General features: G+C 72.2%; 14 protein-coding genes. 9 read left to right on the top strand and 5 right to left on the bottom strand.

The window, feature by feature from the left end:
* Positions 1–3: 3 nt before the first annotated feature.
* The gene (locus ABT360_RS14920) at positions 4–906 is read right to left on the bottom strand and encodes a DUF4231 domain-containing protein (protein ID WP_351815105.1); all 903 of its coding nucleotides are present in this window, start codon (positions 904–906) and stop codon (positions 4–6) included.
* 278 nt (positions 907–1,184) lie between these two features.
* On the opposite strand from ABT360_RS14920, the gene fxsA reads away from it, so the two are divergent.
* The 4 genes from fxsA (at position 1,185) to fxsT (ending at position 8,896) form a co-directional block, all read left to right on the top strand.
* Positions 1,185–1,301, top strand: coding sequence for an FxSxx-COOH cyclophane-containing RiPP peptide (gene fxsA / locus ABT360_RS14915; RefSeq protein ID WP_351815102.1), 117 nt, complete (start codon positions 1,185–1,187; stop codon positions 1,299–1,301).
* Between the two features lie 9 nt (positions 1,302–1,310).
* On the top strand, positions 1,311–3,524 hold the full coding sequence (gene fxsBH, locus ABT360_RS14910) for a radical SAM/SPASM protein FxsBH, inactivated beta-hydroxylase extension form (protein WP_351815099.1): 2,214 nt from the start codon (positions 1,311–1,313) through the stop codon (positions 3,522–3,524).
* 121 nt (positions 3,525–3,645) lie between these two features.
* On the top strand, positions 3,646–4,980 hold the full coding sequence (locus ABT360_RS14905) for a TIR-like protein FxsC (protein ID WP_351815096.1): 1,335 nt from the start codon (positions 3,646–3,648) through the stop codon (positions 4,978–4,980).
* A complete protein-coding gene (fxsT, locus tag ABT360_RS14900; RefSeq protein ID WP_351815093.1) occupies positions 4,964–8,896 on the top strand; it encodes an FxSxx-COOH system tetratricopeptide repeat protein in 3,933 nt (1,310 codons plus the stop codon). The genes ABT360_RS14905 and fxsT overlap by 17 nt, the downstream gene beginning before the upstream one ends.
* Positions 8,897–8,912: 16 nt before the next feature.
* Here the strand turns inward: fxsT and ABT360_RS14895 are convergent, their stop codons facing one another.
* Positions 8,913–9,782, bottom strand: a complete 870-nt coding sequence (locus tag ABT360_RS14895) for an alpha/beta fold hydrolase (protein ID WP_351815090.1) — start codon at positions 9,780–9,782, stop codon at positions 8,913–8,915.
* Positions 9,783–10,063: 281 nt separating this feature from the next.
* Between ABT360_RS14895 and ABT360_RS14890 the strand changes: the two genes are divergently transcribed.
* A complete protein-coding gene (locus tag ABT360_RS14890; RefSeq protein ID WP_351815087.1) occupies positions 10,064–11,149 on the top strand; it encodes a S1 family peptidase in 1,086 nt (361 codons plus the stop codon).
* A 64-nt stretch (positions 11,150–11,213) separates the two neighbouring features.
* On the opposite strand, the gene ABT360_RS14885 is transcribed toward ABT360_RS14890, so the two are convergent.
* Complete coding sequence (locus ABT360_RS14885) at positions 11,214–12,248, bottom strand: DUF3533 domain-containing protein (RefSeq protein WP_351815084.1); 1,035 nt, start codon at positions 12,246–12,248, stop codon at positions 11,214–11,216.
* A 140-nt stretch (positions 12,249–12,388) separates the two neighbouring features.
* Between ABT360_RS14885 and ABT360_RS14880 the strand changes: the two genes are divergently transcribed.
* Positions 12,389–15,958: a DNA polymerase III subunit alpha gene (locus tag ABT360_RS14880; protein WP_351815082.1), complete on the top strand. Its 3,570-nt coding sequence runs from the start codon at positions 12,389–12,391 to the stop codon at positions 15,956–15,958.
* Positions 15,955–16,914, top strand: coding sequence for a DNA polymerase Y family protein (locus ABT360_RS14875; protein WP_351815079.1), 960 nt, complete (start codon positions 15,955–15,957; stop codon positions 16,912–16,914). Before ABT360_RS14880 ends, ABT360_RS14875 begins: the two co-directional genes overlap by 4 nt.
* A 5-nt stretch (positions 16,915–16,919) precedes the next feature.
* On the opposite strand, the gene ABT360_RS14870 is transcribed toward ABT360_RS14875, so the two are convergent.
* Positions 16,920–18,428: an FAD-dependent oxidoreductase gene (locus ABT360_RS14870; protein WP_351815077.1), complete on the bottom strand. Its 1,509-nt coding sequence runs from the start codon at positions 18,426–18,428 to the stop codon at positions 16,920–16,922.
* A gap of 87 nt (positions 18,429–18,515) precedes the next feature.
* Between ABT360_RS14870 and ABT360_RS14865 the strand changes: the two genes are divergently transcribed.
* Entirely contained in the window at positions 18,516–19,763 is a 1,248-nt protein-coding gene (locus tag ABT360_RS14865) for a cytochrome P450 (protein WP_351815074.1), read from the top strand.
* 175 nt (positions 19,764–19,938) lie between these two features.
* Positions 19,939–20,802 (top strand): esterase/lipase family protein, encoded by an 864-nt coding sequence (locus ABT360_RS14860; protein WP_351815071.1) that lies wholly within the window; start codon positions 19,939–19,941, stop codon positions 20,800–20,802.
* 46 nt (positions 20,803–20,848) lie between these two features.
* On the opposite strand, the gene ABT360_RS14855 is transcribed toward ABT360_RS14860, so the two are convergent.
* The gene (locus tag ABT360_RS14855) at positions 20,849–21,889 is read right to left on the bottom strand and encodes a lytic polysaccharide monooxygenase (RefSeq protein ID WP_351815068.1); all 1,041 of its coding nucleotides are present in this window, start codon (positions 21,887–21,889) and stop codon (positions 20,849–20,851) included.
* Positions 21,890–22,509 lie beyond the last annotated feature (620 nt).

Here is a 22,509-nt window from a genome sequence, read left to right as displayed (position 1 = left end):
CGGTCAGCGCCGGTGCTGGACCAGCCAGTCGGTGTGCTGGGGCGAGACGATGCGCTCGGTCTCGTACACCGCCGCCGCCCACCGGTCCTCGCCGATCACCGTCTCCATGGCGGTGTGCATCGCCGCCAGGTCCTCCTCCACCAGGGAGTGCGCCGCGATCAGCGGCTGGTGGCGGCGGATCTCGCTCCAGGCCACGCACGCGGCCGCCGCGGCCGAAAGGAGCCCGGCCATCACGGCCGAGCCGCCGGCCGAGAACGTCCGCAACACGCCCAGGAACAGCGCCAGGACGGTGAGCACGGAGATGGTCGCGGACCACAGCGTGGTGGCCCGGCGCGACACCACCGTCTTCCTGTGGTACCAGTTCCGCTGCTCGATCAGACGGTCCCTGACGTACGTCTCCTTGCGTACCCGGAAGGGCTTGTCGCGCAGCATCCGCATGGCCGGGGTGATGAGCTCCGCCCGGTCGTCGGCCCTCGCCGAGGCGCGGGGGTCGACCCACCCCACTTTGCGCAGCTCGCCCAGCCCCGCCTCCAGCCGGGACAGGAACTCCCCGTCCGGGTCGGGGAAATCGGCGTCGAAGGGTGCGCCGTGGACGGCGTACCGCCAGCACATGGACTTGATGAACTCGGCGGCGGAGCGGTTCAGTTGCCAATGCGATTTCGCGCGGCGCCTGGAGGCGCGATACATGGCCAGGAGTACGCCCGCGTACGCCAACGCGCTGAGCGCCCCCGCCAGTTGGAACGTATCGCCGATGCGCCAGCCGCCGGGCACCGCCGCCAGACAGGCACCCAGGACGAGCAACCACAGCTGTAAGCGGGTGTCCTGCACCGCTTCCCGCTGCCGGGTGATGGCGATCTCGTCCGCCCGGTGGAACAGCACAGGCAGATCTGCGTTTCGGAAGACCATGCTCTGAAGTGGGCCCTGAAACCCGGTCATGCGCACCCCCGTCTGCGGTTTTGTCTTCACTCTTTCGGTGGAATGGCTCGTTCCGGGTCGGTCGGGGAATACTGGCGCAACGCTTTTGTTTCAAGCCCTTGCGCTGATTTGCTGTAGGTGGGCATGAGAGTAAAGTCGTGCCGCCGACACTGCAACGGTGCGGTTATCCCCAACCGACCCACTCCCCTAGGACGGCCGTCGTGAGCTTTCAGCCCTCAGTAACCTTCGCGGTCGCGAAGAAGAGTCGTGTGCCTCTCGCCGAGATCGATGTGCGAGGAGCGGCAGCCGCCAAGAAGCTCAGCCGCGTTCTGCCCTCGGTGACCGACCGTACCGAGCGCGTCTCGACGTTCAACTCCGCGCTCTAAACTGGCGGAATGACTGGACCCCTGGTCCCATTCCGCGAGATCGTCCTCAAGGTCCACAGCAGGTGTGATCTTGCATGTGACCACTGCTATATCTACGAACACGCTGATCAGAGCTGGCGTACCCGCCCCAAGGCAATCTCTGACCAGGCCATTTCCTGGACAGCTCTGCGACTGGCCGAGCATGCCAAGAAACATGCCCTGCCCTCCGTGTCAGTGATCCTGCACGGAGGGGAGCCTCTGCTGGCAGGGCCCGCGCGCCTCAGGCGCGTCTGCCAGGAGCTGACCACCGCCCTCGCCCCGGTCACCGACCTGGACCTCCGGATCCACACCAACGGCCTCCAGCTCAGCCCCCGCTACCTCGATCTCTTCGACGAGTACGGCGTGAAAGTGGGCATCTCCCTCGACGGCGACAGGACGGCCAACGACCGCCACCGCCGCTTCGCCGACGGCCGCAGCAGCCACCCCCTCGTGCTCAAGGCCGTCGACCTGCTGCACCAGGAGCGCTACCGCCACCTCGACCTCGGCCTGCTCTGCACCATCGACGTGGCCAACGATCCCGTCGCCGTGTACGACGCGCTCACCGCGCTCGCGCCCCCGCGCATCGACTTCCTGCTGCCGCACGCCACCTGGGAAGAGCCCCCGCCGCGCCCGGACGGCTCGCCCACCGCGTACGCCGAGTGGATCCTCGCCGTCTTCGACCGGTGGAACGCCCAGGGCAGGCCCGTGCCCGTACGGCTCTTCGAGTCCGTGCTGTCCACCCTGAACGGCGGCCCCAGCCTCACCGAGTCCCTGGGTCTGGCCCCCACCGACCTCGTGGTCGTGGAGACCGACGGCACCCTCGAACAGGTCGACTCGCTCAAGAGCGCCTATGAAGGCGCCGCCGCCACCGGATTCGACGTATTCGGGCACTCCTTCGACGACGTCGCCGCCCACCCCGGCGTCCGGGCCCGCCAGCTCGGCCTCGACGGCGTGAGCGAGACCTGCCGCCGGTGCCCCGTCGTCCGCTCCTGCGGCGGCGGCCTCTACACCCACCGCTACCGGGCCGAGAACGCCTTCGACAACCCGTCCGTCTACTGTGCCGACCTCGAAGCGCTCGTCCGGGGCATCGAGGACCGCACCGCTGCCGCCACCGCCGCGCCCGCGGTCGCCGACTCCGGCGCGCTCGCCGTCGAACAGCACGACCTGACCCGCGTCCTCCTCGCCGAACTCCACAGCGAGCTCGACGGGCGCGGGGGTGAGCGGTGGGCCGAGGCCTGGGAGTTGGCCGGCACCGTCGAGCAGCGCTCCGACGGGCTCGACGAGGTGCTCGCCCACCCCTACGCGCGCACCTGGCTCCTCGACTGCCTGGACGCGCTGCGGGAAGGGCGCGCCGGGGCGACGGACCTCGCGGGGGAGCTCGCGCGGTACGTGGCCGCGGCCGCCGTACGGGGCCGGGTCGACGTTCCGGTCCGCATCGCCCACCGGGGCGGTGCGCTGCACCTGCCGACCCTCGGGACGGCCGAGGTGGCCGGTCCGGTGGAGGTGCGGGTGACCGGGGACGGGTTCCTGGTGCGGGCGGCCGGGGGCGCCGAGCTGCGCGTGGCACGGCTCCAGGAGGAGAGCGACGGGTGGCGGCCGGTACGGCGGGGGACGAACGGCGTCGCGCTCGACGACCTCGATCCGTACCGGGACCGCTTCGCGGCGCCCGCCACCGGCCGACTCACGCCCGGCGAGGCGGGTGCCTGGAACGGGCGGCTGGAGAGCGCCTGGGCGCTGCTGCGGGACGCCGTACCGGAGCAGGCCGCCGAGGCCGCCGCGAGCCTGACCACCCTGACGCCGGTCACCGGGACCGAACCGTGCGTGGGCCGGCACGGGTACGGGGCGCTCGGACTCCCGCTCCACGAGGAGGAGGGCGCACTCGCCCGGGCCCTGCTGCGCGGTTTCCGGCGGGCCAGGCTGCGGGCGCTGCTCGACGTCGCGGACCTCTACGCGCTGGACGGCTCCTGGACCCACCCCGCGCCCTGGCAGGACGCGCCGGTGCCGGCCTCCGCCCTGCTCGCCGGGGCGTACGAGCGGGCCGGTCTCTCCGGGTACGAGGAAGGGCACGCCGATCATGCGGAAAGGGCGCTCGACCTGCTGGAGAACGCCGCCGAACTCACCGTGAGCGGCAAACTCCTGGTGGCGGAAGTACGCAAGGAACTGTGCCGATCAAGGGAACGGTCCATCATGCTGTCGCGGAGATGACCGAAAAGCAGCGTTGAATGACTGAACGCCGTGGGGGTCGAGCAAAGCCTGCTCCGGAATGATTAATCAGCTCGTATCCTTCTCATCCCGGATGCGAGTGATCACATAGGACGGGGGTCGTGTGCAGGCGTCATCGCAAGCGCGAGCGGCGGACCATCGGCCGTACTTCTTCCTGAGTTATGCGCACACGCCCAGGTACGGAGCGGGCGGCCCCGATCCCGACATGTGGGTCGAGCGGCTCTACCGCGATCTGTGCGGCCATGTGATGGCCATGACCGATCTCCCCGCCGGAGCCTCCGCCGGGTTCATGGACCGGGAGATACGATCCGGTGAGGGCTGGTCGGAACGACTGGGAGAAGTCCTGGCCACCTGTCGGGTCTTCGTCCCCCTCTTCTCGCCCCGTTACTTCGCCAGCGAGATGTGCGGCAAGGAGTGGTACGCCTTCGCCACCCGGGCGATCTACCACCACGCCAAACACAACAAGCCCGCCGAAGCGATCGTGCCCGCCCTGTGGGTACCGGTCCCGCCCGAACAACTCCCCGGCCCCGCCGAGCGGTTGCAGTTCAACCACCGCGACTTCGGCGACCGCTACGTCACCGACGGGCTCTACGGCCTGATCAAACTCCGGATATTCGCCGAGGAATACGAACGGGCCGTATACGAACTCGCCAAACGCATCGTCGCCGTCGCCGACACCGCGGCCATCAGCCCCGGCAGACCCGTCGACTACCGCGCCGCACCCAGCGCCTTCGGCATCCCCGGCCGCGGCCCGAGGCCCCTCCAGGTCACCGTCGCCGCCCCCACCCGCCACGACCTGCCCGAGGGCCGCGACCCCGAGTACTACGGCGACATGCCGCAGGACTGGAACCCGTACCACCCCGACGCCGCCCGGCCGCTCGCCTACGTCACCGAGGACCTGGTCCGCTCGCTCAACTACCAGGCCACCGTCACCTCCTTCGACCACGACGCCGGCCCGCCCGACGCCAAGCAGCCCCCCAGCCGCCCCGAGATCCTGCTCCTCGACCGCTGGGCGCTGAAGGACGAGGAGCGCCGCCAACGGCTCGCCGCCTTCGACGCGGAACACCGCCCCTGGGTGAGCGTCGTCGTCCCCCGCAACCAGATGGACCACCAGACCAGGGCCGCCGACGCCGAGCTGAACCGGACCCTCGAAGAGACCATGCCCATCAAGATGGGCCAGGGCCGCGTCGCGAGCCGCGCCGCCGCCAGAGGCGTACCGAGCATGGAGGCGTTCGGCCAGATCCTGCCCCAGGTGGTGGAAGCGGCAGCACAGCAGTACCTGCGGCACGCCGCCGTCTACCCGCCCGCGGGCGGCCGCCACACCGAGCGGCCACGGCTGCGCGGCCCGATGGCGGGCGAACTTGGCACCACGCACTACATACCCGAGACGCACGAGATCGCGCCCGATGCGGAGGACCTGGATGACAGCCAGTCGTGACGGACGCATCGTCACCTTCTACTCCTACAAGGGTGGTACGGGACGGACGATGGCCCTGGCCAACACGGCCTGGATTCTCGCCGCGAACGGCAAGCGGGTCCTGGCCGTCGACTGGGACCTGGAGGCACCCGGCCTGCACCGCTTCTTCCACCCCTTCCTCGACCCGTCCACCCTCGGCGCCACCACCGGCGTCATCGACCTGATCACCGAGTACGCCTGGGCCGCCACCAGCCCCGTTCAGCGGCCCGACGACTGGCACCGCGACTACGCGCGGATCCAGCCGCACGCCGTCTCCCTCACCCCCGAGGCGCTCGGCTGGGAGTTCCCCGACGGCGGCACCCTCGACTTCGTCTCGGCGGGCAAGCAGAACCGCGAGTACTCGGCGACCGTCTCCACCTTCGACTGGGACAACTTCTACGACCGGCTCGGCGGCGGGCACTTCTTCGACGCGCTGCGCGACGACATGAAGGCCAACTACGACTACGTCCTCATCGACAGCCGCACCGGCCTGAGCGACATCGCCGACATCTGCACCGTCCACCTGCCCGACGCGCTGGTCGACTGCTTCACCCTCAGCGACCAGTCCATGGACGGCGCCGCCGCGGTCGCCCGCCAGATCGACGAGCGGTACGGCGGCCGGGGCATCCGGATCTTTCCCGTACCGATGCGGATCGACGAGGGCGAGAAGGAGAAGGCCGACGCGGGCCGGGCGCTGGCCCGGCTGAAGTTCGACGGCTTCCCCAGCGGTATGACGGGGGAGGAGCTGGCCTCCTACTGGGGGGCCGTGGAGATCCCGTACCGGCCCTACTACGCCTACGAGGAGACCCTCGCGACCTTCGGCGACGACGCCGGGATCGCCAACTCGCTGCTCTCCGCCTTCGAGCGGCTGACCGCCGTCGTCACCGACGGGGACGTCACCGCCATGCCGGCGGTGAACGAGGAGGTACGGCTGCGGATCCGCGACGCCTTCACCCGGCGCCGCCCCGCGCTGCCCGCCGACCTGTTCCTGTCTTACGTCGCCGAGAACCGCATGTGGGCCGACTGGATCGAGTCCGTCCTCACCCGGGCCGGCTTCCGCGTCGTCCCGCGCGACGTCTCCGCCGACCCCGCGACGAGCGGCAGCGACGTGCTCCACGCCGCCGAGAACGCCGCCCGCACCGTCGTCCTGCTGTCCAGCGCCTACCTCAAGTCGGCCCGCGCGGTGGAGGTGTGGGAGCGCGCCGCCGCGGAGGACCCGGGCGGCGGGCGGCGCCACCTGCTGCCGCTGCGCGTCGGGGACGTCCGGCTGACCACCCCGTACATCGACCGCAACCCGGTCGACCTGTTCCGGCTCGACGAGGTGAACGCCACGGCCGCGCTGCTGCGCGCCCTGGACCGGCCCGTCAAGCTCAACGAGGGCGTGCCGCCCGGACCGCGCTTCCCCGGGACCGTGCCGAAGATCTGGAACGCGCCGCCCCGCAACCCCGGCTTCACCGGCCGCTCGATGGTCCTGGAGCGGATGCGCGACCAGCTCGGCGGCGGGATGGCCGTCGTCCTGCCCCAGCCGCAGACCCTGTACGGCCTCGGCGGCGTCGGCAAGACGCAGGTCGCGCTGGAGTACGTGCACCGCTTCATGGCCGACTACGACCTGGTGTGGTGGATGTCCGCCGAGCAGACCGACGACGTGATCGCCGGCCTCGCCGAGCTCGCCGTCCGCCTCGGCGCGCAAGGAGGCGACGACATGGCCACCGCCTGCCAGGAGGCCATCGACCTGCTGCGGCGCGGCGTGCCGACCAACCGCTGGCTGCTCGTCTTCGACAACGCCGACGACCCCGACGCGCTGAAGCGGTTCTTCCCCACCGGCGGGCACATCCTGGTCACCTCCAGGAACCAGACCTGGTCGCAGTACGGCGACGCGCTGCCGGTCGACGTGTTCCTGCGCGAGGAGTCCATCGAGCACCTCCAGCGCCGCGCCAAGGGCCTGAGGACCGAGGACGCCGACAAGGTCGCCGAAGCGGTCGGTGACCTGCCGCTCGCCGTCGAACAGGCGGCGGCCTGGATCGCGGAGACGGCCACCCCGGTCGGCGCCTACCTGGAACAGCTCCAGGAGGCCGCCGCGCGCACCCTCGCGCTCAACCAGCCGGCCGGCTACCCCGAGCCGGTCGCCGCGACCTGGAACGTCTCCATCGCACGGCTCAAGGAACGCTCACCGGCCGCCGTGCGGCTGCTCCAGCTGTGCGCGTTCTTCGCACCCGAACCCATCCACGCCAACCTGCTCTACAGCAAGGAGATGATCGAGGCCCTCAAGCCGTACGACGCCTCCCTCCAGGAGAAGCTGGTGCTGGGCCGGGTGATCCGGGAGATCGGACGGTTCGCCCTGGCCAAGGTCGACCAGGTGTCCAACTCCATCCAGGTGCACCGGCTGGTGCAGGCCGTCATCCGGGCCCAGCTGTCCGAGCAGGAGCAGCGGGACGCCCGGCACGCCGTCCACCGGATCCTCGCCGGGGCCCGGCCGGACGACGACGAGCCCATCGACAACCCCGAGACCTGGCCCCGGTTCGCCACCATCTGGCCGCACCTGGGCACCTCCGAGGCCCGCTACTGCAAGGAGCCGGAGACCCGCCGGCTGCTCATCGACCGCGTCCGCTACCTCTGGAAGCGCGGCGACTGGCAGACCGCCGGCGCGCTGGCGGAGGACCTGCGCGACGCCTGGCGCGAGATGCTCGGCAACGACGACCTCCAGTACCTCTACCTGCGCTTCCACCTCTCCAACATCCTCCGCTCCCAGGGCCGTTACGTGGAGGCGCGGGAGCTGGACGAGGTCACCCTGGAGCGGCAGCGCGCCGTCCTCGGCCGGTCCCACCCGCACACGTACATGACCACCTCCAGCCTCGCCATGGACCTCGGCGCGCTCGGCCAGTACGGCAGGGCGATGGAGCTGGCCACCGAGGCCCACGAGGGCTTCAGCCAGATCTTCCACGACTCCCACCCCCGCACCCTGGCCGCCGCGAACAACCTGGCGCTCAACCTCCGCATGGTCGGCCAGTACTCCCGGGCCCGCGAGATCGACCAGGAGGTCTTCGACCGGCGCACCGAAGTGCTCGGCCCCGAGCACCCGTACACCCTCTCCTCGGCCACCTCACTCGCCCGCGACCTGCGCGAGGTCGGACGGTACGAGGACTCCGTGACGCTGCTCTCCCGTACGTACGACAGTTACAAGGAGACCCTGGGCCGGGCCTTCCCCGGCACCCTCGCCGCGGGCAAGAGCCTCGCCGTGTCGCTGCGGAGGGCGGGCAGAATGGAGGACGCGCGGCGGCTGACCACGGCCACCCGCAACCGGTACCGCGCCAAGTACACGTACGCGCACCCCGACTCGCTGGCCTGCGACCTGAACCTGGCGGCCGACCTGTTCGCGGCCGGGGAGCCGGTGGCCGCCCGCGACCTGGCGCAGGAGGTCGTCGACCAGTACCGGGAGGTGCCGGGGGAGCGGCACCCCTACACGCTGGCCGCCCTCAACAACCTGGGCATCTACCAGTGGGGCTGCGGGGCGCCCGAGACCGCCGAGCAGCTGCTCCAGGCCGCCCTCACGGTCATGCGGGAGGTCCTGGGCGAGCGGCATCCGCACGCCCTGTTCTGCACGGTGAACCTCGCCAACGCCAAGGCCGACCTGGGCGAGCTGGACGAGGCGCTGCGGATCGAGCAGCGCACCGTGCGGGCGCTGCGCGAGGTGCTGGGCGGCCACCACCCGGAGGTGCTGGGCGTCGCCTCCAACCTGGCGGTCACGCTCGGCGCGCTGGGCCGCAAGGACGAGGCGGCCCAGCTGCGGACGGAGACCGCCGACGAACTCGCCCGGCAACTGGGCGACGACCACGCGCTCGCCCGCCTGGCGCGGGACGAGCGCAGGGTGCACCGGGACCTGGAGCCGCTCGCGGTGTGACGGCCCGGCCGAAGGGTCAGTCCGTGTCCAGCAGCCAGGTGAGCACGCGGGGCAGGGCGTGCAGGGCGTCGAAGTGCGCGGCGGCCGGTTCCAGGACGGCCGTCGCGCCCGGGATGCGCTCGGCGAGCCACCGCGAGTGGCCGACCGGCGAGAAGACGTCCTGCTCGCCGTGCCACAGCAGCACCTCGCCCGGGATGTCGGCCGGATCGAACCCCCAGGGGCTGCAGAAGGCCAGCGCGTCGTCGATCCAGCCGTACGCCGAGGTGCGCAGCGCCTCCTGGTAGTTGCGCAACAGCATGGACCGTACGCCCGCGTCCGAGACGACCATCCGGTCCGAGGCGGTCAGCTCCCGGCGCAGGTCGTCCAGGAGCCGGACCGGGTCCTTGCGGATCGCGTCGGCGCGGGGCGTGAGGCGGGCGGCGACGCCGTCGGGGTCGAGGGTCGCGTGGGTGTACTCCGTGACGTTCGAGGCGGCCATGCCCTCGAACCAGTCCAGTCCGTCCGCGTCCCTGGGCGCCAGCGTCACCAGCGCGGCGGTACGGGTCACCCGGTGCGGCAGCAGGGCCGCACAGGCCAGCGCGTGCGGGGCGCCGCCGGAGCGGCCCACCACCGCGAACCGCTCCAGGCCGAGCGCGTCCGCGATGTCCGCCACGTCCGCGGCCACATCGGCGACGCTGCGCCCCGCCAGACGGTCCGAACCGCCGTAGCCGGGACGGTCGTACGCGATCAGTTGCATGCCGCGCTGGTAGAGCACCATGCCCCGCGGGGCCGGTCCCAGTCTGCTGCCGGGCGTGCCGTGCAGCAGGAAGACCGGACGGCCCTGTGGGTCCCCCAGGCGTTCCACCATCAGATGCCGGCCGTCCGCCGCGCGCACCCGACGTCGCAAGCCCCCCGCCTCCTTCACCGTGTCCGTCGATGATTACCCATCAGGGTGCCTTTACGGGGTGTCTTTGTCGCCTGTAGGGACACGGTCGGTATTCGCAAACGGAACCGGCGCGCGGGGGCGGGAGTAGTGGGAGCGCCGGGGGCGCGGAGTGAAGGTCGCGTGCGCGTCCTGAAGTCGACCTTGTGTGCTACCGGTTGGTATCGGGATAGTGGGCTGACCATCCTCCGCGTCAGGGCGCCCCACGTGCCCGGATGCGGCCCCCCACAGGAGAGGTCGACGTTGTGAAGCACCGACGCATACCCAAAAGGCGTGCGGCGATCGCCGGTGGAGCCGCTGTCGCTCTGCTCGGAGCGGGAGTCACCTTCCAGACTGCGAACGCCAGTGAGGAAGCACCCCGGTTCACCGTGAAGACCCTGTCGGCGCCCGCGGCGGGAACCCTCGCCGCGACGCTCGACAAGGCACTCGGCGGTGACGCGGCAGGCTCGTACTACGACGCGAAGTCCAAGGCCCTCGTGGTCAACGTGGTGGACGAGGCGGCGGCCGAGTCCGTACGCGAGGCCGGCGGAAAGGCCAGACTCGTCGAACACACGCTGGCGGAGCTGACGGGCGCCCGGCAGACGCTGAAGAGCCGGGCGACCATACCCGGCACGTCCTGGGCCGTCGACCCGGTGAGCAACAAGGTCGTCGTCACGGCCGACCGCACGGTCGAGGGCGCGAACTGGGAGAAGCTCAACCAGGTCGTGAAGGGGCTCGGTTCCAAGGCGCAACTGAAGCGTACGGCCGGGGAGTTCAAGCCGTTCCTCGCGGGCGGTGACGCCATCCACGCCGGTGGCGGGCGCTGCTCCCTCGGGTTCAACGTGGTCAAGGACGGCCGGCCGCACTTCATCACGGCCGGTCACTGCGGCGAGTCGGGCAGCGAGTGGTCCGGCTCCCAGGGCGGGGCGGCGATCGGCACCATGGTCGACTCGCAGTTCCCCGGCAACGACTTCGCGCTGGTCGAGTACGCCGGTGACACCGCGCACCCGAGCGAGGTGAACCTCTACAACGGAAGCAGCCAGGCGATCACCAAGGCGGCCGAGGCGACCGTCGGTATGAAGGTCACCCGCAGCGGCTCGACCACCCAGGTCCACGAGGGCGAGGTCACCGGCCTGAACGCCACCGTGAACTACGGCAGCGGGCAGGTCGTCGAGGGGCTCATCCAGACCAATGTCTGCGCCGAGCCCGGCGACAGCGGCGGCTCCCTCTTCTCGGGCGACGCGGCGGTCGGCCTGACCTCGGGCGGCAGCGGTGACTGCTCCTCGGGCGGTGAGACGTTCTTCCAGCCGGTCACGGAGGCGCTGAGCACCTTCGGGGCGCAGATCGGCTGACGTACGGCAGGACGCGCGTACGGGCCCCGGGCCGGCGGGACAACCGCCGGCCCGGGGCCCCGGTTCATGTGGCGTCCGCGCCGACCGCCTTGCCGCCGTCCCGGTCCGTCCGCTTGCGGACCGCGGACATCACCAGGGTGAGCACGGCGCCGACGACCGCCCAGACGGCGAGCACCTGCATCGCTCCGGAGAGCGCGTTGCCCTTGAAGTACGCGATCGAACGGGCGGCCCAGGTGCCCGCGCCCGGTGGCAGGGCCGGGCCGATGGCCCGCCAGAAGTCGGGCAGCATCGGGGCGGGGAAGGCGCCGCCCGCGCTCGGGTTGCCCGCGATCACGATCAGCAGGACCGCCAGGCCGATGCCGACGATCCCGGTGAGCGCCTGGAGCGCGAGCGTGACCGCGCCGACCGAGAAGACCACCAGGGCGCCCAGGCCCCACAGGGCGGCCACGCTGCCGGGCAGGGCGCCGAGGACCGGGCCGACGATGACCGCGCCGCCGAGGCCCCCGAGGAGCGCGGAGAGCGCCAGGACGACGAGCCGGATGACGGCGCGCTGCGGGTTGGCGGGCCGGGAGCCCGCGCTGATCGCCAGGATCGAGGCCAGGAGGTAGCCGCCCACGCACCACCCCACCACCAGGTAGAACGCGGACAGCCCGTCGAAGTCCTCGGGGGAGGCGGGGGCCACGTCCACCGTCCGTACCGTGCGGCGCTGCGGCCTCTCGACCTCGGTGGTGATCGCTTCCAGGGCGTTGACGAGGACGGTCCCGCCGCCGGAGGCGACCAGGAGGGTGTCGGTCGTACCCCTGGGGTCGATGATCAGGGCGCCGTCGATCTCCCGGTCCATGATCTGCCGCCGGGCCTCCTCCCGGTCGGCGAGCACCCTCGGGTCGAGCGGGTCGCCGGGCAGTTTCGCCAGCCGGCCGGCGGCCTGGGCGGCGGCCGCCCCGGGTGCCACCACGCCGAAGGGCACGTCCGTGGGTTTCGGTTTGTGCAGCGCGCCCACATAGGAGGCGATGAACAGCAGCTGCAGGGCGAGCACACCGATGACGAGCAGCGCGGCCCGGGGCGTGACGGCGTTCCTGACTTCGGCGGCGAGCTTCATGTCCCCACGCTCCGGGGCGCGCCTCATTCGCGCAGGTGGGGCGGGCCGAATGGCGGATTCGATTCGTGTCGTACGAATGTTCGAAATTGGTCTATGGTGGAAGCGGGGGAGGTGAGACCGGATTGATCCAGGAGGTGCGGGTGCCAGGGTTCACGCATCTGCACACCGTTTCGGGCTTCTCCCTGCGCTATGGGGCCTCGCACCCGGAGCGGCTGGCGGCGCGCGCCGCCGAGCGCGGCATGGACGCCGTCGCCCTGACCGACCGCGACACCGTCGCGGGCGCGGTCCGCTTCGCCGCGGCCTGTGCCAAGGAGGGCGTCCGGCCGGTCTTCGGTGTCGACCTCGCGATCGACGGCCCGGTCCGGGAGGAGGACTCGCGTACCGAGCGGCGCCGTACCCCCGTGCGCGGCGGCGCCTTCGTCGACGAGTCCGCGCCCCGCGCGGTCTTCCTCGCCCGCTCCCGGGAGGGCTGGGCCACCCTGTGCCGGCTGATCACCGCCGCGCACGCGGAAGGAACCGGCCCCACGGCGGAACGAGCCGCCGGGGACGGTGCCGGACGTGTCGCCGAGCAGGTGACCGGACGCGCTGCCGGGCCCGCCTCCCGGCACGGCGCCGGACGCGCCGCCGGGCGGCCCGCCGGACACGGCGCCCGGAACGGCAGCCCCCTGCTCCCCTGGGCGGAGAACCACGGCGACGGCGTGACCGTGCTCCTCGGGCCCGACTCCGAGATCGGCCGCGCCCTCGCCGCCGGCCGCCCCGACCGCGCCGCCCGGCTCCTCGCCCCCTGGTGCGACGCCCACGGCGACGCCCTGCGCCTGGAGGTCGTCCACCACGGGCGCACCGGCACCGGCCCCGGCTCGCTGCGGCACGCCGCCCGCACCCTCGGGTTCGCCGCCGAGCAGGGCGTACGCGCCGTGCTCACCAACGCCGTGCGGTACGCCGACCCCGGCCAGGGCCCGGTCGCCGACGTCCTCGACGCGGCCCGCCGCCTGGTGCCCATCGACCCGCGCAAGGGCCTCGACAGCGGTGAGCGCTGGCTCAAGGACCCGGCCGCGATGGCGGCCACCGCCGAGCTGGTCGCGGACGCCGCCGGGTTCCGCCGCGACACCGCGCACCGGCTCCTCGCCATGACCGAGGAGACCGCCGCCGGGTGCCTGGTCGACCCCGAGGACGACCTGGGCATCGGCTCCGTCCACTTCCCCGAGGCGCACCTGGTCGGCGCCGGCCGGCGCACCGCCGAGCGGGTGCTGCGCTCGCGCTGCGCCGCCGGGATGGTGCTGCGCGGCCACGACCGGAAGCGGGCGTACTGGAACCGGCTGGAGGACGAGCTGCGCACCATCGAACGGCTCGGCTTCGCCTCGTACTTCCTCACCGTCGCCCAGGTCGTCGACGACACCCGCGAGATGGGCATCCGGGTGGCCGCCCGCGGCTCCGGCGCCGGGTCCCTGGTCAACCACCTGCTCGGCATCGCCCACGCCGACCCGGTCGAGCAGGGCCTGCTGATGGAGCGTTTCCTGTCGGTGCGGCGGCCCGTGCTGCCCGACATCGACATCGACGTGGAGTCCGCCCGCCGCCTGGAGGTCTACCGCGCCATCCTCGGCCGCTTCGGCCCCGAGCGCGTGGCCGCCGTCGCCATGCCCGAGACCTACCGGGTGCGCCACGCCGTACGGGACGTGGGCGCCGCCCTGTCGATGGACCCGGCCGACATCGACCGGATCGCCAAGGCCTTCCCCCACATCCGCGCCCGGGACGCCCGCGCCGCGCTGGACGAGCTGCCCGAGCTGCGCGCGCTCGCCGGCGAGAAGGAGAAGTACGGGCGGCTGTGGGAGCTGGTCGAGGCGCTGGACGCGCTGCCGCGCGGCGTCGCCATGCACCCGTGCGGGGTGCTGCTCTCGGACTCCTCGCTGCCACGGCGCACCCCGGTGGTGCCGACCAGCGGCGAGAGCTTCCCGATGTCCCAGTTCGACAAGGACGACGTGGAGGAGCTCGGGCTGCTCAAGCTCGACGTCCTCGGTGTGCGGATGCAGTCGGCGATGGCGCACGCGGTCGCCGAGATCGAGCGGGCGAGCGGCGAGGTGGTCGACATCGACGACCCGCGGCAGGTGCGGCCCGGCGACCCGGCCACGTACCGGCTGATCAAGTCCGCCGAGACGCTCGGCTGCTTCCAGATCGAGTCGCCGGGCCAGCGCGACCTGGTCGGGCGGCTCCAGCCGGCCACCTTCCACGACCTGGTCGTCGACATCTCCCTCTTCCGGCCGGGTCCGGTCGCGGCCGACATGGTGCGGCCGTTCATCGAGGCCCGGCACGGGCGGGCGCCCGTCCGCTACCCGCATCCCGACCTGGAGGACGCGCTGAGGGAGACGTACGGAGTCGTCGTCTTCCACGAGCAGATCATCAAGATCATCGACATCATGACCGGCTGCGGCCGCGAGGAGGCCGACGCGGTGCGGCGCGGGCTGTCCGATCCCGAGTCGCAAGGGCGGATCAAGGCCTGGTTCGCGCAGCATGCGAGGGCGAAGGGGTACGCGGACGACGTGGTCGCCCGGACCTGGGAGATCGTCGAAGCCTTCGGCAGTTACGGTTTCTGCAAGGCGCACGCGGTGGCCTTCGCCGTACCGACGTATCAGTCCGCGTGGCTGAAGGCGCATTACCCGGCCGCCTTCTATGCCGGGTTGCTCACGCATGATCCCGGTATGTACCCCAAGCGACTGCTCCTGGCGGACGCGCGGCGGCGCGGGGTGCCGGTGCTTCCGGTGGATGTGAACCGGTCGGCGGTCGCACACAGGATCGAACTGGTGTCCGGTTCTCTGGGGAAGTGGGGCCTGCGGCTGGCGCTTTCCGACGTGCACGGCATGAGTGAGGCGGAGGCGGCGCGGATCGAGGCCGGCCGGCCGTACGCCTCGCTGCTGGACTTCTGGGAGCGGGCCCGGCCCAGCCGCCCCGTCGCCGAACGGCTCGCCCAGGTAGGGGCGTTGGACGCGTTCGGCGGCAACCGGCGCGACCTGCTGCTGCACCTCGCCGAACTCCACCGCCTCCAGCGGGGCTCCGGCTCGTACGGCGACCAGCTCCCGCTCGCGGGCGGCCGGAAGTCCGCGCCCATCGGCCTGCCGGACCTCAACGAGGCCGAACGGCTCAGCGCCGAGCTGGGCGTGCTGTCCATGGACGCCTCACGCAACCTGATGACCGATCACCACGCCTTCCTCGCCGAGCTCGGCGTGGTTTCCGCGCAGCAACTGCGGGCGGCACCGCACGGACAGACCGTCCTGGTCGCGGGCGCCAAGGCGGCCACCCAGACGCCGCCCGTCCGGTCCGGCAAGCGCGTCATCTTCACCACCCTCGACGACGGCACCGGCCTGGTCGACCTGGCCTTCTTCGACGACAGCCACGAGCGGTGCGCGCACACCGTCTTCCACTCCTGGCTGCTGCTCGTACGGGGTGTGGTGCAGCGGCGCGGCCCGCGCAGCCTCAGCGTGGTCGGTTCGGCAGCCTGGAACCTCGCCGAACTGGTGGAACTGCGGCGCGAGGGCGGCCTGGACGCGGTGGCGGCGCGGCTGGCCGAGCCGACGGCCGGTTCGCCGTCCGACAGCGGGCGGCGGATCACGATGCCCACCGGGTACGAGATGAACCCCTGGGCGGACCTGCGCCCGGCGGGTGAAGGAACGACGGTACCGAAGAAGCTGTGGCACCAGAGTCAGGGGAGCGCGGGATGATCCTCTACGTACGATTCCGGCTGGAGCCGATGTTCGAGGCTCTGCTTCCGCAACTGGTGGGCATGCTCGGCCAGTTCACGCCCGTCGTCGAGGCGGCCCAACCCGACGCCGCGCTCGCCGATGTGCGCGGCGCCGTGCGGTACTTCGGGCGCGGCCCCGCCGAACTGGCCGCCGTGATCCGGGTCCGGGCGCTCGCCCTGTACGGCGTGGACTGCGTCATCGGGGCCGGCCCCAACCCGATGCTCGCCCGTATGGCGGCGCGGGACGCGGCTCCGGGGACGACCCTGGTGGTGGAGGACACGGAGGCGTTCCTGCGGGACAAGCCGGTCGCCGCTCTGTACGGGGTCGGCCCGGCCACCGCCCGGACGCTCTGCTCGTACGGGCTCGACTCCATCGGGCGCGTCGCCGCCGCGCCGCTCTCCGTGCTCCAGCGGATCGTGGGCGCGCGGGCGGGCCGCGAGCTGTGGGAGCGGGCGCGGGGCATCGACCGTACGGCGGTCGTCCCCAACGCCGCGTCCCGGTCGGTCGCCGCCGAACGGGCCTTCGACCGCGACGAGCTGGACCGGGACCGGCACCGGCGGGCCCTGCTGTCGCTCGCCGGGGAGCTGGGCGCGCGGATGCGCGGCGAGGAGCAGGTGTGCCGCTCGCTGACGCTGACCGTGCGGTACGCCGACCGGACCGCCACCCTCCGCACCCGCACCCTGCGTGAGCCGACCGCCCACACGGCCGCGCTGGCCGACACCGCGTACGCGATGCACGAGGCGCTCGGACTCCAGCGCGCCCGGGTGCGCTCCATCGGGCTGCGTGCCGAGGGCCTGATGCCCGCCGAGAAGGCCGCGCACCAGCTCTCCCTCGACCCGGCCGACGACAAGGCGCGGCGGATCGAGGCGGTGGCGGACCAGGCGCGGGCGAGGTTCGGGCCGGGCGCGATCGTGCCGGGGTCGCTGGCCGCCTAGGGGCCCTAGAGGCCGGCCTTGGCGAAGTAGTGGTCGAGGTGCGCCGGGTCCTGGGTGGCCAGGCCGATGTGGCCGTCGGGGCGGACCAGGAACAGTCCCGCGCCGAGTGCCTCCGCCGCCGAGCCGCCGGTCACCCGGTGCGTGACCACGGCCGGCGGTACCCGGGGCGGTGTGCGGTCCACCGCCAGCAGGGTGAAGTGCGGGCCCCGCAGCAGCTCGTGGAGCCGCCGTGAGCCGTTGTTCTCCGTGACGCACGGCAGGTCGGGGGCGCGGTCACCGGCCTGGACGGCCGTGTCGGACAGCCGCTCCCGGGTCTCGGTGCTCAGGGGGCTGTCGCGGTAGTGGACCGACAGCAGGTGGGTGAGGCGGCCGCGGTGACGCGCCTTCTCGCTGCCTCCTTCCGGACTGCGGCCCGTCCGGTAGAGCCGGGAGCTGACTTCCAGGACGTGGGCGGCGGCGGGGCGGCGCTCGGCCTCGTAGCTGTCGAGCAGGGCGTCCGGGGCGTGGTGGCGTACGACCTGTCCCAGCTTCCAGCCCAGGTTGTAGGCGTCCTGGACACTGATGTTCAGTCCCTGCCCGCCGCCCGGCGGGTGGGCGTGCGCGGCATCCCCCGCGAGGAAGACCCGGCCGTCGCGGAACCGCTCGGCCAGCGCGGTACGGGGCTCGTAGTACGAATGCCACAGCACGTCGGTGACGGCGTCGGCGGGCAGATGGGTCCGGGTGGCAAGCAGCGTCCGCACCGCTTCCGGTGTGAGGTCACGCTCCTCGCCGTCGGCGCGGGCGTTCAGCTGGAACTCGTCCGTGCCCGGCAGCGGGCACAGCAGCAGGCTGCCCACGCCCCGGTGGTCCGGGTCGTCCAGCCAGATGTGCCAGTGGTCGCGGTCCAGGCCCCGGACGCGTACGTCCGCGACCACGGCCGGGTGCAGATCGCCCTCCTCGCCCTTCATGGCGATGCCCAGCGCCTCGCGCACGGTGCTGTGCCCGCCGTCGCACCCGACCAGGTACGGCACGGTCAGCGTCCGGCGGCTGCCGTCGGCGTGCGCCAGCTCGGCCAGCACGTGCCGGTCCGTCTGGTGCAGGGACGCGAGCCGGGTTCCGCACTCCACGGCCCCGCCCAGGGCCAGGAGCCGGTCGCGGAGGATCTCCTGCGTACGCCACTGGGGGACCAGCCACGGCTCCGGGTACCGGGACGCCGGGGCCTCGGGGTCCTGTTCCAGGAGCCGCCACGTGCCCTCCCGCCGGCCGTCCCGCCAGGTCTGCATGGGCGGGAACGGCCCTCCCTCCGCCCGGAGGGCGTCCATGACGCCGAGGTCGTCGAGAGCCTCCTGGGTGCGCGGCTGGAGGCTCTTGCCGCGCGAGCCGCCGAAGAGCTGCTCACCCGCCTCGATGACGTGGGTGCGTACGCCACGGCGGGCCAGGTCGCAGGCGAGGGCGAGCCCGGTCGGGCCGGCGCCGACGACCAGGACGTCCACGGCGCCGTGAACCGGTGCTCCTCGATACGCGTCGGCGGGCATCTCTCACCGCTTTCTGCCGTCGGTCACGGCTCTGGAGTGCAAGGAACGATCACCTGCCGCAAGATGCGGCATATGCGTAATATGCCCATGAAACGTGCGGTCTCTTCGCCGGAGCGCCCACATCCCCCCACATGGCCGGACACCGTGACCTGCCCCTTCGACTTCAGCGACGCCCTGGACTTCGATCCGCTGCTCGCCGACCTCATGGCGAAGGGCCCGGTGAGCCGGATCCGGCTGCCCTACGGCGATGCGGAGGCCTGGCTGGTCACGAGCTTCGACGGCGTACGGCAGGTGACCACCGACCCGAGGTTCAGCCGCGCGGCCATCGTCGGCCGGGACTATCCGCGGCTGACACCGGAGCCGATCGTCTCGCCGGAGTCGGTCAATGTGCTGGACCCGCCGCACAGCGGCCGCCTGCGCCGCGCCGCCGCGCGGGCGTTCACCACGAAGCGGGTGCGGCGCATGACGCCGGCCATCGAGCGGGTCGCCCGTCAACTGCTGGACGAGATGGCCGAACACGGCCCGCCGGCGGACCTGGCCCACCACCTGTCCACCCGGCTGCCGCACCACACCATCTGCGAACTGCTGGGCGTCGCCCCGGCCGACCGGCCCGTACTGCTGCGCCGTACGCACGAGATGCTGGCCACGGCGCCCGAGGCGCGGCGGACGGCGGCCGACGCCAAGCGGTACTTGCGCGACTACTTCGCCGGCCTGGTCGTGGAGCGGCGGCGGGCGCCGGGGGACGACCTCGTCAGCGCCATGGCCACCGCCGCCGCCGATGACGGCGAGAAGCCGTTGAGCGACGAGGAGTTGGCGGTACTCGCGGTGACGCTCATCCTGAGCGGGAACGACACCGCGACCTGCCAGATCAGCAACATCGTCTACACCCTGCTCACCCGCCCCGGCCAGTGGGCCGCGCTGGTGCGCGATCCGGGCCGGCTGTCCGGGGTGCTGGACGAGCTGCTGCGCTTCATCCCGTTCCGCAAGGGCGTCGGCATCCCGCGCATCGCGCTGGAGGACGTGGACGTGCAGGGGGTCACCATCGGCGCGGGCGACTTCGTCCATGTGTCGTACCTGGCGGCCAACCGGGACCCCGCGGTCTTCCGCGACCCCCATGTGCTGGACCCGGACCGGCCGGCCCACCCCCATATGACCTTCGGCTGGGGCGGCCACCACTGCGTCGCCGCGCCCCTGGCGCTGGCGGAGCTGCGCGTGGCCGTCGGCACCCTGCTCGCACGCTTCCCCGGGCTGCGGCTGGCGGTGCCGGCACGGGAGGTGGTGTGGGACACCGAGACGATCCGGCGCTTTCCACTGCGGCTGCCGGTGCGGTGGTAGGCCGTCACTTTTTGCCGACGCTTTTTACCGACGCGTAACTTCCCTGCTGCGCCTACCCGTGCGTAGCTTGGCATGAGCACGGCATACCTGTCGTGCACCCCCACCAGTGGTCCGGGCCACAGGGCGTACCGCCACCGCCCCATCCCCATTCCTTGAGCCGCAAGGAGACCACTCGATGCTGCCCTTACGTATACGGCGTGCGCTCAGAGCGTCGGCCGTCCTGCTGCTGGCCGTCGCCGCCACCCTCGCCCCCGCCTCCGCCGCCCAGGCCCAGGGCCCCAGCAGCGGCTGGAACGACTACACCTGCAGGCCGTCCTCCGCCCATCCCCGCCCGGTCGTCCTCGTCCACGGCACCTTCGGCAACTCCGTCGACAACTGGCTCGCCCTCGCCCCCTACCTGGTCAAGCGGGGCTACTGCGTCTTCTCCCTCGACTACGGCCAGTTGCCCGGCGTGCCCTTCTTCCACGGCCTCGGCCCTGTCGAGAAGTCCGCCGAACAGCTCGACGCGTACGTCGACAAGGTCCTCGCCGCCACCGGAGCGGCCGAGGCCGACCTCGTCGGCCACTCGCAGGGCGGCATGATGCCCCGCCACTACCTGAAGTTCCTCGGTGGCGCCGACAAGGTGAACGCCCTCGTCGGCCTCGCCCCCGACAACCACGGCACCACGCTCCTCGGCCTCACCAAGCTGCTGCCGTACTTCCCCGGCGCGGCCGACCTGCTGAACGAGAAGACCCCGGGACTCGCCGACCAGGTCGCCGGCTCCCCGTTCCTCACCAAGCTCAACGAGGGCGGCGACACCGTCCCGGGTGTCCGCTACACCGTCATCGCCACCAAGTACGACGAGGTCGTCACCCCGTACCGCTCCCAGTTCCTCGACGGACCGAATGTCCGCAACGTGCTCCTCCAGGACCTGTGCCCGGTGGACTTCTCCGCCCACGTGGCGATAGGCCTGCTCGACCGGATCGCGTACCACGAGGTCGTGAACGCGCTCGACCCGGCGCACGCGACGCCCACCACGTGCGCGTCGGTCGTCCCCTGACACGAGCGGGGGCCCGCCGCACAGGCGGGCCCCCGCTCGTGGGATGTCAGCGGGTGGACTTGCGGCGCGTGGTGGCGAACAGCACCGCCGCACCGGTCGCCAGGACCGCCGCGCCACCGACCGCGAGGTACGGGGTGGTGCCACTTCCGCCGGTCTCGGCCAGGTTCTCCTCACTCGCAGCGGCGACGGGCGACGGGGTGCCGGCACCGTTGGCCTGGAGGGTGTCGGCCTCCGCGGCCGTGGGAGCCGGCGCGGAGGGCGAGGCAGGAGCGGAAGCCGAAGAGGGACCGGACGGCTCCGCGGAGGTGCCGTGGCCGGCATCGTCGCCGTGGTCGTCGCCACCGTGTCCGCCGTGGTCGACCGTCGACTGGTCCGCGCCCTGCTCGATCTGCTCGTCGGAGGGCGCCGACGCGGTCGGGGCCGGGGCGCCGCCCGCCTGGCCGTCGTCCTCGCCGAACACCACGTCGGAGCAGGTGTAGAACGCCTCGGGCGAGTCGGAGCGCTGCCAGATCGAATACACCAGGTGGCGGCCGGACTTGGCCGGGACGGTGCCGTCGAAGACGTACGCGCCGTTCTCCAGGCGGGGGTTGGTGACCTTGGCGAAGGGCTTCGCCTCCAGGTCGGACCACTTCAGCGGCTTGGACGGGTCGTAGCCGTCCTTGGTGATGTACAGCTCGAAGGAGCCCTTGTGCGGGGCGGTCGCCTTGTAGCGGAAGGTGTGCTTGCCGGCGGCCAGCTCGGACGACGGCCAGTCACCGCGGGGCAGGTCGAGCCCCTTGTACTTGTCGCGGTTCGCGCTGCACAGCTTGCCGTCCGGGATCAGCCGCTTGTGGTTGCCGGCCGCGTTGGCGATGTTGACCTCGTTCCAGTCGTAGAACGCCTGCGGCCCGCTCGCCGCGAGCGCCGCCTTGCACGCCGCCGAGTCCGGGCTCTCCGGCCCCTCCGCGTAGCAGGCGGACACCCGGCTGACCGGATCGGTCATCGTGCCGTGCGCGGCGGCGGGTGACGCGGCCAGCCCGGCGAGCGCGAGCGGCGCGATGCCCAGGGCGACGGCGGCGGCTGCCGTGCTGCGGCGGCGAGAAGTCATGGTGGCGTTCTCCTTCGACGGGAAAGCGGCGTGTGGGGGGTTACGGGGCCGGAACCCGGACGGGCGGCGCAGCCCCCCGGCTTCGGCACCGACGGTCCGGACCAGCCCCGGTGATCAGCAAGCTAGCCCCTCCAAGGGCCGAAATCGCCTGCTGGGAGCGGCTGATGACGATCCTTATGCTCCGCTTAAGGCGACGCTAAGAGGAGGCTCAGGTAGATGCTCTTCGTGGGGTCGCCCGCCCCTGGCAGCACGGTGTTCGCCGTCCGCCGTAGTCCGCCGGCGTCCGCCAGATGCCGTGGTTGGTGGCTCCCTGCATGGCCCCCATGGGGAGCCACCAACCGGTTCTGCCTGACTCCTTGGAGCGACCTGACACGCACGTGCCGTCCGCGTGCGGTCGACACGTGTTGTGTAAGTTCGCCCGGACAGCCAGTGCAAACGACCGGGTACTTCCTGCCGTGCCGCCTGAGACCGCCCGCGTCCTCCTGGTTGGTATCAGCCGTGGATGTCAGCCGCCGGTCACCACCAGGACCGCTTCTTCTTCCGAAGCTCCTGCTTCTTCGCCTCGGCTTCCTTCCGGGTCAGCCGCACCGGCGGCGTCGACTCCACCGACGGACAGGCCA

The sequence above is a fragment of the Streptomyces sp. NPDC000229 genome (assembly GCF_040300825.1).
GTDB lineage: Bacteria > Actinomycetota > Actinomycetes > Streptomycetales > Streptomycetaceae > Streptomyces.
This window is presented reverse-complemented; position numbering and strand designations above follow the sequence as displayed.

Bases quoted from the DNA above. Each gene is read 5' to 3' on its own strand.
- ABT360_RS14920 (WP_351815105.1), bottom strand. From the start codon at position 906: ATGGTCTTCCGAAACGCAGATCTGCCTGTGCTGTTCCACCGGGCGGAC.
- fxsBH (WP_351815099.1), top strand. From the start codon at position 1,311: ATGACTGGACCCCTGGTCCCATTCCGCGAGATCGTCCTCAAGGTCCAC.
- fxsT (WP_351815093.1), top strand. From the start codon at position 4,964: ATGACAGCCAGTCGTGACGGACGCATCGTCACCTTCTACTCCTACAAG.
- ABT360_RS14885 (WP_351815084.1), bottom strand. From the start codon at position 12,248: ATGAAGCTCGCCGCCGAAGTCAGGAACGCCGTCACGCCCCGGGCCGCG.
- ABT360_RS14875 (WP_351815079.1), top strand. From the start codon at position 15,955: ATGATCCTCTACGTACGATTCCGGCTGGAGCCGATGTTCGAGGCTCTG.
- ABT360_RS14870 (WP_351815077.1), bottom strand. From the start codon at position 18,428: ATGCCCGCCGACGCGTATCGAGGAGCACCGGTTCACGGCGCCGTGGAC.
- ABT360_RS14865 (WP_351815074.1), top strand. From the start codon at position 18,516: ATGAAACGTGCGGTCTCTTCGCCGGAGCGCCCACATCCCCCCACATGG.
- ABT360_RS14860 (WP_351815071.1), top strand. From the start codon at position 19,939: ATGCTGCCCTTACGTATACGGCGTGCGCTCAGAGCGTCGGCCGTCCTG.
- ABT360_RS14855 (WP_351815068.1), bottom strand. From the start codon at position 21,889: ATGACTTCTCGCCGCCGCAGCACGGCAGCCGCCGCCGTCGCCCTGGGC.